At 69.0% G+C, this 12,112-nt stretch carries 7 protein-coding genes; 2 read left to right on the forward strand and 5 right to left on the reverse strand.

What is annotated here, in order from left to right:
• Positions 1-3: 3 nt before the first annotated feature.
• Entirely contained in the window at positions 4-1,272 is a 1,269-nt protein-coding gene (locus G5B46_RS07575; RefSeq protein WP_165257397.1) for an MFS transporter, read from the reverse strand.
• Positions 1,269-3,488, reverse strand: a complete 2,220-nt coding sequence (locus G5B46_RS07580; protein ID WP_205691521.1) for an alginate lyase family protein — start codon at positions 3,486-3,488, stop codon at positions 1,269-1,271. The genes G5B46_RS07575 and G5B46_RS07580 overlap by 4 nt, the downstream gene beginning before the upstream one ends.
• A 364-nt stretch (positions 3,489-3,852) precedes the next feature.
• Between G5B46_RS07580 and G5B46_RS07585 the strand changes: the two genes are divergently transcribed.
• Complete coding sequence (locus tag G5B46_RS07585; RefSeq protein WP_165257399.1) at positions 3,853-4,806, forward strand: bifunctional helix-turn-helix transcriptional regulator/GNAT family N-acetyltransferase; 954 nt, start codon at positions 3,853-3,855, stop codon at positions 4,804-4,806.
• Between the two features lie 497 nt (positions 4,807-5,303).
• Positions 5,304-6,422: a hypothetical protein gene (locus G5B46_RS07590; RefSeq protein ID WP_165257401.1), complete on the forward strand. Its 1,119-nt coding sequence runs from the start codon at positions 5,304-5,306 to the stop codon at positions 6,420-6,422.
• 175 nt (positions 6,423-6,597) lie between these two features.
• Here G5B46_RS07590 and G5B46_RS07595 read toward each other — a convergent pair whose 3' ends face one another.
• The 3 genes from G5B46_RS07595 to G5B46_RS07605 all read right to left on the reverse strand — a co-directional run bounded on the left by G5B46_RS07595 (position 6,598) and on the right by G5B46_RS07605 (position 12,015).
• Entirely contained in the window at positions 6,598-7,059 is a 462-nt protein-coding gene (locus tag G5B46_RS07595) for a lysozyme inhibitor LprI family protein (RefSeq protein ID WP_346764889.1), read from the reverse strand.
• Positions 7,060-7,258: 199 nt separating this feature from the next.
• Positions 7,259-10,471 carry a glycoside hydrolase family 2 TIM barrel-domain containing protein gene (locus tag G5B46_RS07600; RefSeq protein WP_165257404.1) on the reverse strand — a complete coding sequence of 1,071 codons (3,213 nt, stop codon included), beginning with the start codon at positions 10,469-10,471 and terminating at the stop codon, positions 7,259-7,261.
• An 86-nt stretch (positions 10,472-10,557) separates the two neighbouring features.
• Positions 10,558-12,015 carry an alpha/beta hydrolase gene (locus tag G5B46_RS07605; RefSeq protein ID WP_165257406.1) on the reverse strand — a complete coding sequence of 486 codons (1,458 nt, stop codon included), beginning with the start codon at positions 12,013-12,015 and terminating at the stop codon, positions 10,558-10,560.
• Positions 12,016-12,112 lie beyond the last annotated feature (97 nt).

The raw sequence follows: 12,112 nt of genomic DNA on the forward strand, positions 1-12,112 counted from the left end.
TTTTTACTGACTGTCCGAGGAAGGCGCCGGCACGGACGATGCGCGCCCGCCCAAGAGCCAGAGAGAGATGACGCCCAGCGGCACGATGACCGCCGCCAGGACGAAGATCGGGGCGTAGCCGTGCTGGGTCATCGCCGGCACCAGCCAGGTGGTGACCAGGGTGCCGGCCACGGCCGCCGTGCCGCCGACGCCGGCGATCGTGCCGACGGCGCCGCCGCCGTAATAGTCGCTGGGCAGGGTCTGGATGTTGTTGATGGCCACCTGGAAGCCGAACAGGATCACGGCGATCAGCAGCACGGCCGAGAGGGGCGTGGCGGCCTTGGCCGTCAGCAGCAGGGCCGGCAGCATGATCGCCCCGCCCAGCGTCACGGCGAACCGGCGGGCCGACAGGGTCTTCCAGCCGCGCCGGATCAGCGCCCCCGAAAGCCAGCCGCCGCCCAGGCTGCCCAGCATGGCGCCGACGAACGGAACCCAGGCGAACAGGCCGATCTGGCGCACGTCGAAGCCGAAGGTCTCCGACAGGTAGATCGGCAGCCACGAGACGAACAGCCACCAGACCGGATCGAGGAAGAAGCGCGAGACGATGATCGCCCAGCTCTGCTTCTGCTTCAGCAGCTCACGCAGGTTCGGCGACCAGCCGGCCTTGGCGCCGTTCTCGCCGCGATCGGCGATGTGAGCGCGCTCGGCCTCGCTCAGCCATGGGTGGGCGCCGGGATCGGCGCGATAGACGAAGAGCCAGGGCAGCAGCCACAGGAAGCCCAGCACGCCCACCACCAGGAAGGTCGCCCGCCAGCCCATCAGCTCGAACAGCAGGGCCACCAGCGGCGCCGAGACGATGGCCCCGATGGCCGCGCCGGAGTTGAAGATGCCCTGGGCCAGCGCCCGCTCGCGCGGCGGGAACCACAGGGCGTTGGCCTTGACCGCGCCAGGCCAGTTGCCGGCCTCGCTGATCCCCAGGGTCACGCGCAGCAAAGCCAGCAGGCCGAGCGAGCGCACCAGGCTGTGGGCGGCGATCGACACCGACCACACCAGGATCGACACCGCAAAGCCCATCCGCGTGCCGATGACGTCGAACACCTTGCCGAATAGCGACTGGCCGCAGGCGTAGGCGACCATGAAGATGGTCACCAGCAGGGCGTAGTCGGCCTTGTCGGCGCCGATGTCCTTCGAAACGGCCGGCCACATGACGGCCAGGGCGTTGCGGTCGATGTAGTTGATGACCGTCGCCAGGCCGACCAGGCTGACGATCAGCCAGCGAAGCCCGCCCTTCATTTGGCGGCTCCGGCGCTGTCGAAGCGGGCGAAGTGGCCCTTCCAGGCGATCGCCTTGCCGTCGACGGCGGCCTTATGGGCGAGGCCGGCCTCGGCGCTGTCGGCGATGGCCAGGGTGATGGTGCGGCCGCCGGCCAGCACGATGGTGACGACGTCGGCGTCGGCGGTGCGCACGTGGCGCAGGCTCTCGATGCGGCTGGTCGAGCCTTCCGTGGTCTCGGCCGAGGGATCATAGGCGCCGTGCGGCTCGAGCACGCCGACGAAGGTGGTGTTCCCGTCGCTCTTGACCCGCTGGATCAGGGCCGGCTCGCGGCGCAGGTTGAACTTCGGGTCGTTGGCGCCGCTTTCGGCGATGATCACCTGGGTTCCGGCCGGCGGCAGCATGCGCCAGGTGTAGAACCGCTCGCCGTTGATCCAGGTCAGGCGGGCGTTGGTCGCGTCGGGCGTTCCGGTCGCGTCGACCCACAGGTGCTGGTAGCCGTCGTCCTTGCCCAGCACCGGCCGGGTCGAAAGGTTCTGCTGCAGCGGGAAGCCGGCGTCGATGATGTGGCCGGAGAAGTGCAGCGGCAGGTCGTACTGGGCCGGCTTGTCGCCGTTGACCTTCAGGAGGTCGAGCACCAGCGGCGGGCCCTTGCCGGCGTCGACCTGGACGATCGAGCGGCGGAAGGTGACGCCCGGCCAGGCCCCGGCCATCTCGGCCGTGCTGATCTTGGCGCTCCCCTCGGCCGAGAAGAAGATCTGCTTGGGCGCCATGGTGTTGGCGACCTTGACCTTGCCGTCGAACTGGCTGGTCTCGTTCACAACGAGCGTGTTGTGGGCCACGGTCTGCTTGGCCCAGGTCTCGTTTTCCTTGAGGTAGCGGCCGCCGTCCTTGGCCTCGATGTTGAGGAAGCGGGCCGCGCCGTAGTCGGTCACGATCGCGCGGCCCGCGTCGTAGAGGATCCAGTTCAGCTTGTCGTAGTGGCCATGGCCCATGCCCTGGGCGGTGTTCTTGACCGCCACCACCTCGTCGTCGTCGCCGGGACCGGCGCGCATCACGGCGATGGCGCCCTGGTCGCCGTCGGGCCCGTCGCGGAACAGCATCGAGGCGTAGGGGAACGGCTTTTCCTTGCCGGCCGAAAGATCGCGCGCCACGGCCAGGCCGTCGGGCGTCAGCGTGGTGCGGCCCTGCCAGCGGGCGATCGAGAGCAAGGAAGGATCCTTGCTGGCCCCATAGGCGATGGCGATCGACTGGTAGAGCTCGTCGGTCTTGAGGCTCTTTTCCAGCAGGGCGTCGTTGAACGGGAAGAAGTAGCCGTCATAGGTCAGCTGCACGGCGGCCTTGACCGCCTTGGTCAGCACCCCGTCGCGGTACTGGAAGATCTTGCGCTGGGGCTCGTTCTCCTCGATCGCATGGGCGAAGACGACGAACGGCTGCAGGGCGTAGCGCTGGTAGTAGGGACCCTCGGCATAGTAGCCGTCGGGCGAGAACAGCTGGTCGATCTGCTTGAGGAAGCCGACCTTGCCCGAGCGGTCGGTGCCCTTCAGCGCCTTTTCCACCATCACCGGATCGCGCAGCACATAGCCGGTCATGCCGACGGCGGCGCAGGCCCAGGTGGCGTGGTTGTGGATGATGTCGAAGACCTGCGGCTGGTCGTCGGCGATGAACTTGGCCATCGGCCGGAAGACGCCGTCGTCGATGGTCTTGCGGTCGGCGTCGCTGAGCGTGTCGCGGATCGCGTCATAGCCCTGGATCGAATAGACCACCCAGACCGCGTCGTTCAGGCTCTGCCAGAACAGCTTGCCGGCGGCGTTGTTCTTGGCGGCCGGGTGCAGGCCAAGGGTCGGATAGAGCTTGGCGTATTCCAGCAGCATCCGGCGGGCGTAGTCGGCATAGGCCGCATCGCCCGTGGCGCGGTACAGCATGCCCGCGCTGTAGATGGCCATGTAGTTGCGCTTGTGCTGCTCGTGGGTGCGGCCGCCGCCGGGATCCTTGGGAAGCGGCACGTCGATGCCGGCCTTCATGGCCGCGTCGACCTCCTTGCGCACCCGCGCCAGCTCGGCGGCGAACATCGGATAGCGCGCGCCCTCGGTGCGCATGGCGGCCAGATCGGCCCCGCCGACCAGCACCGGCGCGAGGCCGGCCTGCACCTGCACGGGCGAGGCCCCCGCCTGGGCCATGGCCGCCCCCGCCGGCAGGGCCGTCGAGACCAGCAGCACCAGGGCCAGACGCCCCACCTGTCGCCGAATGTTTCCCACGCTCAACTCCCACGCGGCTCTCTGGCCGCTCCGCTGACTGACGCCAGAACGGCATACATGGATGCAGACCATTTGTCCTAGCAAAAATCGATCCAGTCTGGAAAAATTGGTTCTCGCATTTTGCTATACCAATTTTGCAACTGGTCTACTCGCTCACATCCGAACTCCCCCGCGAAGGCGGGGGCCCAAGCTGGCTTTCCGAATGGGGCGCGCGAAGGCGCCCCCCCCCCCCTCGGCTTGGATCCCCGCCTTCGCGGGGAAGATCGGAGAAGGGCGGCGCCTTGCCACGGTCGCGGAAACCACATAGCTATACATATAGCACGCTATGCATATGGATCGCGCCATGACCGACATCGTCTCCGACCGCGCCGCCCTGTTCCTGGGCAGCCGCCTCAAGCGCCTGGCCGAGCGGATGCAGTCGCAGGTGACCCGGCTGGTCGAGAAGGCCGACCTGCCGCTGCAGCCCAGCCACATGCCGGTGCTGGGCACGCTGGATCGCGACGGGCCGCAGACTATCGGCGCCCTGACCGAGGCCATGCAGGTGGCCCAGCCCACCGTCACCCGCGCCGTGGCCAGGCTCACCGAGCTCGGCCTCGTCGAGACCAACCGCGAGCACCGCGACCAGCGCCACAAGACCATCCGCCTGACGCCGGCGGGACGGCAGGCGCTGGACCGCGCCAAGATGCTGGTCTGGAACCGGGCCGAGGCCGCCGTCGAGGAGGTGCTGTCGGAGCTCGACCCGTCGTTCCTCGACCAGCTGACCCAGCTGGAGGCCCTGCTGGCGCAGGAGCCGCTGGACGTCCGCGCCGCCCGCCACGTCGAGGCCGGCGTCACGGTGGCGGAGTTCAGCGACGCCCTCGCCCCGGCCTTCAAGGCCATCAACATGGAGTGGCTGGAGGACATGTACGCGGTCGAACCCGTCGACCTGAAGGTGCTGGACCACCCCCGCGAGGCCATACTCGACCACGGCGGCGCCATCCTGTTCGCGGTCGTCGAGGGCGTCGGCCCGGTCGGGACCTGCGCGCTGAAGCCCTCGGGCGGCGGCGCGATCGAGCTGACCAAGATGGGCGTGCTGAAGTCCTCGCGCGGCGCCAAGATCGGCGAGCAACTGCTGGCCGCCACCATCGCCCGCGCCAAGGCCATGGGCGCGGCCCCGCTCTACCTGCTCAGCAACAAGAAATCGGCCGCCGCCGTGCACCTCTACGAAAAGCTGGGCTTCGTCCACGACGAGACGATCATGGCCAGGTACGGCGCGAGCTACGAGCGCTGCGACGTGGCGATGGTGTATCGGGGATAGGCGCGCGATCCCGTCATTCTCGCCCTGGAGCTGCCGAGACAGCCTCAGTGAGCGGACGCCCTCAGTGTCCGCCAAGAGTGGTTTGCGGACAGCGGTCGAAGGCAAGTCCCTGGAACCGGCGCCGCCATAGCCGGAGGTGAAGCCCGCCTTGATGACGATGGCGTCGTCGTAGGCGTCGGTCGGAACCAGCGCGTGGCGCCTCTCGGTGGTCAGGATCAGGACCTTGATGATCATCGGCCCTACCGCAGCACGGCGCGCTCGCAGTCGATCGAAGAGCCGGGCTGGCCTTGGTGCTGCAGGCCAAGCAGTTCGCTGTCATCGCGGGCACGGGTATCCGGATCTGGGCCATTGATGGTCGGGTGTGGCGTCTCGCTGCCGAGCGCGGCATTGTCCACGAGCTTGGCTGTGACGGCCCCTCGGCCCGGCCGCCGACGGAGGACCGATGTCGTGCTTGCAACCAAACCGCCGGCGGACCGCCGGGATGATGGGAGAAATGGGTGAGCCCCTCCCCGATCTTCGATGAATCCGCCGATTGGTCGTCTCGCGACGCCCGTATCGCCCGACTGCACACCTTGATCGACGAGCTGGAGGGGCTCGCCGAGCGATACGAGATCAGTGGGCTTCAGGCGCGGCGGAAGGCGATCAAGGGCTTGCGCAGCGCGCCGCGGGAAATCTTCGCCGTGCGCAAGCGAACCAAGGACTGGGCCTTCCATCGCGGGGGGCGCGGCGAGTTGCAGTTCAATGCCGGCGTCGACATCCTGCCCAATGGCCAACACGCCTTCCGGATCGGCGTCGGCTTTTCGCTCGAGGCCAGCAGATTCTTCCGCGAGCTGGAGCTGCTGCTGCCCCACATCGCCAGGTTCGACGACTGGATGGCGGCCAATCCCGACGCCTATCCCGACCTCGCCATGTGGCACTATGTCGATGATGAGCGCAGTAAGGACTACCGGCCAGGCCCTGTAGACATGGACTTCGTCGAGCGAGCGCTTCAGACGCGGCGCGGGTTTGTCTTCCTGGGGGATCGCCAGCCGCTCGGACAGGTCGACCTGGATCGCGCGCTGGGGGTGATGGATCGGCTGTTGCCGATGTGGGACTGGATTGAGCGGGGCCTCGTCGAGCGCACGGCGCCCGCCGAGGTGGGGGCCGGCGGCGGCGGGACCGAGGCGACGGGCGACGACGCCGAAGAGCGCCTCGACCTCACGCGCGGACGACAGATCAATCCGCGCCGCTGGGGTCAGGCCACGACCGTTCAGCGCGTCATCGACGTCGAGCTACGTCACGCGGAAATCCAACGGCGGCTGGAAGCGCGGTTGCAGGCCGAGGGCTGGGCGGTGACCGTGGAAGCCACAATCGGGCGGCGAAGGGTCGACCTCGTGGCTCGGCGGGCGGGTGAGATGCGGTTCTACGAGGTGAAGGTCGCCGGGTCTGCGCGGACCTGTCTGCGCGAGGCGATCGGCCAGTTGCTCGAGTATTCCTTGTGGCCCGGGGCGACGAAGCCGAACCGCCTGGTGGTGGTGGGCGAGCGGGCGCTGACCGAAAAGGGAAGAGCGTATCTGCGAAGCCTGGCGACGGTGCTGTCGATGCCGCTCGACTACGAGCAATTAACTCTGGACTAGGCGGTACGCCGCCCAAGTCCCTTCCCAGCCGCCGGCTTGGACGGGTCTTAGCCCAGACGGGTGACATTCGAAGCGTCCGCCTGCATGACACGGTGTGCGCTGCGCCCGGTCAGCGCGCAGCGGGCAATTCCTATTTCGGAGATGGACAGAGACCCGCCCCTGGCCAGGCGGATCTTCAACGTTCAAGCCGTTGGCGCGCCGCTTCGAGCTCCTTGAGGCGGTTCGAATTCATCCTGTAGCGACACGCCGCGTCGAGGATATCGGTTCCGCTGCCGCCAAACGAGGTCTCCCCTTCGAGCCCGCACTGGGCGTCGGAGTATTGCAGCCATGCGGTTTGGGAGAGCTTCAACCGGTTGACCAGCGATGCGCTCGGCGCGCCCTGCGCGCGTGGATGGGCATTGAATTCCCTGTCTAGGGCCATCGCGCTTTCAAGGCTGCGATCGAACGCACGCTGGACTTCGGCTCGCGATGTCGCCGCCAGCTCGAAGTAGCAGCTGAACGTCTTGGCCTGGGAGGACGCCTGATCACATCGCCCTTCCGGGCGGCTGGATGCTTCTGCGCGCGGGACGGCTTGCGCCGAGGCGAACTCCGCGTAGCTGAACGCAAACAGCGCCAGGAAAAGGCCTGCGACCCGCACCAACCTCACGCTCCGGCTCCCGACTTAGGCATCATCCTGGTTCCTTGACGGTCGTTCCCGACGTCCGCGACGGGTCGTGAAACGAAGTTGGCTCCGCCGCCCGTTTCGGACGGTCGGATCGGTGTCGCAAGCGGGTGGCCCGCCTTGGCCGACACCCGCCCTTGCGGCGGGAATGACGGGCGTCTGGGGGAGCCCCCTCCTACTCCACCTCCGTCGCCCGCGCCGGCTTGGCCTTGTCGGGCGTGGTCCCCTCGCCCGTGAAGGGCGAGAGGCGGAAGCTGACGCGGGTGGGCTCCAGCCTGGTGCGGTACTTGCCGTGCGGCTGGCCGACGTGGTTCCAGGTGGTGTCGCCGCCGACGCCCCATTGGGCGGCGTCGATGATCAGGGTTCCTTCGCCGTGGGGGACGATGTCGGACGACTTCCAGGTTCCGGCCGGGCGGCGGTAGAGGTCGGTGTAGGGGAAGGCCAGGGCCTGCATCATCAGCGGCTTGTCGGCCTCGATCCGCAGGCCGGGACCGCCCGAGCCCAGCTCCATCCAGCGGACGCCCAGCTTGTTGCCGGTGTCCTGGGGCCGCATGTAGTCGTGGTTCTGGTCGGCCAGCGCGCCGCGCCACAGGCCGATCGGAGCCGAGGTGAAGCGGTCGACGTAAGACTCGTGCGGGCCGCGGCCCAGCCATTCGACGCTCGAAGGCTGGCTGGGCAGGGTGAACCACAGGCCCACCCGCACCGGCGGCGGCAGGTCGTCCTTCAGCGGAACCAGTTCGCCGCTGACCGCCACCGAGCCGTCGCCGGCCATGGCGTAGGTGGTGGTGAAGGTCGCCGCCCCCGCGCCCAGGGCGTATTCCACCACCACGCGGGCCGTGCCATCGTCGACCTTGTGGGCGGCGAAGCCGCGCAGCTGGCGCGCCTCGGTCATCACCCGCCAGGGCTTCTGCTGGGCCACCGTGCCGTTGAGGGTGTCGTTGTCGGTCTCGGCCCGGAAGAAGTTGGGCGCCCCGCCCTTGGCCAGCACCGCGCCGTCCTTGGTGTAGGAGGCGACGAGGCCCGTGGCCGGGTCGATGGTCAGGCGCGCGCCGGCCGCCTCGAGCACCACCGCGTCCTTGGCCTGGCTGAGCGCCACCGTTCCGGGACGATCGACGAAGGCCTTGGGGGCAGCGTAGACGGAAAACTGCTCCCAGCCGACCACGTAGCCGGCCGGCGTCAGCGGCACGGCGCCGGCCTTGGCCCGGGCGCGCACGGTGACGAAGTACTCCGAGCCCTGCTTCGGGGTCAGCTTGGGCAGCGGCAGGGTGATGCGCTGCTGGCCGCGCGCCTTCAGCGCCAGGGCCGGCAGCTCGCCGGCCGCGATCTCGACGCCGTCCTCCTCCAACACCCAGTCGAAGGTAAAGCCCGACAGGTCGCGGAAATCGTGGCGGTTGGTGACGATCAGCGTGTTGTTGACGGCCGAGAAGGCGCCGAACTGGATCGGCGAGAGCACCTTGCGCACCTCGTAGAAGTGCGGATTGGGCGTGCGGTCGGGCTGGATCATGCCGTCGCCGAACTCGATGTCGCCGCCCGGGTTCTTGCCGTACTCGCCGCCGTCGCCCCAGTAGCGCTTGCCGTCCTTGGCGTAGCGGTACATCGACTGGTCGACCCAGTCCCAGATGAAGCCGCCCTGCAGCTTGTCGTACTTGTAGATGGTGTCCCAGTAGTCCTTGAAATTGCCGCCGCCGTTGCCCTGCATGTGGGCGTATTCGCACTGGATCATCGGCTGGGTGCGCGACGGATCGGTGGCCCAGTCGACCATCTTCTCGATGTCGTCGTACATCGGGGCGTAGATGTCGACATAGGCGTTGGGCTGGTGCTCCCAGTCCAGCGTGCCCCAGCCCAGGTACGAGATCAGGCGCGAGGGGTCGCGCTTGCGGGCGGCCGCGGCGGCCTTCTCGAAATTGGGGCCGATGCCGGCCTCGTTGCCCAGCGACCAGAAGATCACCGACGGGTGGTTCTTGTCGCGCTCGACCATGTTCAGCACCCGGTCGCGGTGGGCGGCTTCCCAGGCCGGGTCGAAGCCCAGCTGCATCTGCTCGCGCAGCGCAGGGACCTTGTTGCCGTAGTCCATGTAGGCGTGGCTCTCGATATTGGCCTCGTCCATCACATAGAGGCCGTACTCGTCGGCCAGGGCGTAGAAGCGCTCGTCGTTGGGGTAGTGCGAGGTGCGCACGGCGTTGATGTTGGCCCGCTTCATCAGCTCGATGTCGCGGCGCATGCTCTCCTCGGAGATGACGTGGAAGGTCTCCGGGTCGTGCTCGTGGCGATTGACGCCGCGGATGACGATCGGGCGCCCGTTGACCACCACCCGGCCGTTCCTGATCTCGACCGTGCGGAAGCCGATGCGCTGGGGCGTGGCCTGGACCACCTGGCCCTTGGCGTCGATCAGCTCGACCAGCAGGGTGTAGAGGTTGGGGGTCTCGGCGGTCCACGGCCTGACACCCGGGACGGTCGCGTCGAGCGAGACGGTGCGCGCGGCGCCGGGGGCGACCTTGGCCTCCTTGGTCAGCACCGCCTGGTCGCCGTCCAGCAGGGTCATGCGCGCGGTCAGCGGGGCCTTGCGGGCGGTCAGCGACAGCTCGGTCGACAGGGTCCCGTCGCGATAGGCCTTGTCGAGACCGGCCTTGACGAAGAGGTCGGCGGCGCGGCCCTGGGGAACGGCCTTGAGGTAGACCGACCGTTCGATGCCCGAGACGCGCCAGAAGTCCTGGTCTTCCAGGTACGAGCCGTCGGCCCAGCGGTGCACCTGGATGGCGATCAGGTTCGCGCCCGGCTTGACGTGCTTGGTGACGTCGAACTCGGCCGGCAGCTTGGAGTCCTCGTAGTAGCCGACCTCCTGCCCGTTGATCCAGACGCGGTAGGCGGCGCCGGCCGCGCCGACGTGCAGGATCACGTCCTGGCCGCTCCAGCCGGCCGGAACCTCGAAGGTGCGGCGATAGGAGCCGACGGGGTTGGTGGCGTGCGGGATCAGCGGCCGGTTGGCCGGGAACGGATAGGTGATGTTGTTGTAGCGGGCCTGGTCGTAGCCCTGCGCCTGCCACATGGCCGGCACCTTGATGTCCTTCCAGGACGAGGCGTCGTAGTCGGGCTTTTCGAAGCCGGCGGGCGTCTCGTCCGACGACGGAGAGAAGTGGAACGCCCACTGGCCGTCCAGCGACAGGTAGCGGGCCGACTGGCCCATGTCGCCGGCCAGGGCCAGCTGGCGGCTCTCGAACGGGAAGTGGGTGGCGACCGCCGGCAGCTTGCCGCGGGCGTTTACGGCGGGGTTCTCCCAGTCGGGACGCGAGGGATCCACCTGCACCGGATCGACCTTGGGCTGGGCGTGCGCCGCCCCCGCCAGCACCAGGACCGACATGGCCGCGCCGGCCGCCAGGATCTTCCGCATGCACGCCTCCCAAACGCTCGCCCGTTGGATCGGGCGGGGTCTGTGTAGCATGCGGGATTCATTTGTCAGACAAAATGGACAAATCGTCAGCCCAACTGGAACTTCGGCGGCGGCAGGCTCAGCCGGACGTCGGACATCGCCTCGCCGCCGAAGAACCGCACCAGGAGGCCCTGCACGTCGGGATGGGCCTCGAAGACGTTATGGCCGGCGTTCTCGACGATCACCCGGGCCTTGCGGCGGAACTGGGCGACCACCTCCTCCTGCTCCTCCAGCGGCGTGCGGCCGTCCAGCGTGCCGGCCAGCAGCAGGGCCGGATGGTCGATGCGGATCGGCTCGCGGAAGCTGTCGCCCAGGTCGACGCCCGGGATCGCGCCCAGCACGTGCGGCATGGGAAAATTCAGCGCGTCGCCCAGCACCGCCTCTCGCGCCTCGCGCCGCACCACGGCCAGCCTGCCGGGCGTGATCCCCGAGGCCAGGTCCATGGCCGCGGACATGCCGCCGACGCCGAGCAGGCCCACGAACTCGTCGAGGAACGGCGCCAGCACCTCGGTCTTTCCCGCATCGAGCGCCAGGTACAGCCCCGGCAGCATGACCAGGGTGCGCGGATTGGCGATCAGCCCGCCCGCCATCAGCTGGATGGCGAAGCCGCCCAGCCGCAGCTCGACCGGCGCGCCGTCCAGCTTGGCGGTCAGACTCACCGGCGCAGCCTCCAGGCGCGCATGCACCCGCCGCATCAGCGCCGGAAAGTCGGGGATCGCCGCACGCACGGCGGGGTCGGCGTCGAGCAGCGCGTCCACCCGGGCCAGATAGGCGTCGATCCGCGCCGGGCGCTTCACCGTCTGGTCCTGGCCCTCAAGGCTGGCCAGGGCCACGCGCCCCACCTTGTCGCCATGGCGCTTGAGCACCGACAGCGCCAGGTGCGTGCCGTAGCTGATGCCCCAGAGGTCGATCTTCTCGACGCCCAGGTGGCGGCGCAGGTCGTCCAGGTCGTCGGCGCTCTGCTCGGTGTTGTAGCCGCGCATGGCCACGCCCGCCCGGGTCCAGTCGACCCAGGCCCGCTGCAGGTCGTCGCGGAAATGGCGCGTCAGTCCCTCGTGGGTGAAGGTCGGCAGCGGCGCCGTCGTGGCCGGCCCCGGCGGAATGGCGCCGAACGCGCCCGTGCCGCGCTGGTCGAAGGCGATGACGTCGGCGACCTGCCGCAGCGCCATGAAGATCGGGAAGCGCGGACCGGCCGCCGCGCCCACGCCCGAGCCGCCCGGCCCGCCGGCCAGGTAGACGATCGGCGGGCCGGGCCTGGCCGCCGTCGAGGCAAAGCGGACATAGCTCAGCTTGATCCGCCGCGAACGGGGATCGCGGCGATCCTCGGGAACCTCGAAGACGCCGCGCTCGGCGTCGACCTCCTGGCCGCGCCAGCCCTTGAAGCGGAACGGACCGGCCTTGGGCAGCTCGGCAGTGGGCGCGGCGGTCTGGGCGAGCGCCAGGCCGGGAAGGGCGAGGCCGGCGGCGGCGAGGATGGCGCGGCGATGAAGCGAGGCATGGGTCATGGCCCCAGCTGAGCCGTTCGCGACGCCGCCGCCAGGCCGCTTCGGCCAACGGCGCCCGTGCGTCGGTGAATGGCGGCGCAACTCGGCGAACGGCGCC

This window comes from Caulobacter sp. 602-2 (assembly GCF_011043625.1).
Taxonomy (GTDB): Bacteria; Pseudomonadota; Alphaproteobacteria; order Caulobacterales; family Caulobacteraceae; genus Caulobacter.

What these genes read in the sequence shown, in the direction of transcription:
- G5B46_RS07575 (WP_165257397.1), bottom strand. Translation starts at nt 1,272, where the DNA reads ATGAAGGGCGGGCTTCGCTGGCTGATCGTCAGCCTGGTCGGCCTGGCG.
- G5B46_RS07585 (WP_165257399.1), top strand. Translation starts at nt 3,853, where the DNA reads ATGACCGACATCGTCTCCGACCGCGCCGCCCTGTTCCTGGGCAGCCGC.
- G5B46_RS07600 (WP_165257404.1), bottom strand. Translation starts at nt 10,471, where the DNA reads ATGCGGAAGATCCTGGCGGCCGGCGCGGCCATGTCGGTCCTGGTGCTG.
- G5B46_RS07605 (WP_165257406.1), bottom strand. Translation starts at nt 12,015, where the DNA reads ATGACCCATGCCTCGCTTCATCGCCGCGCCATCCTCGCCGCCGCCGGC.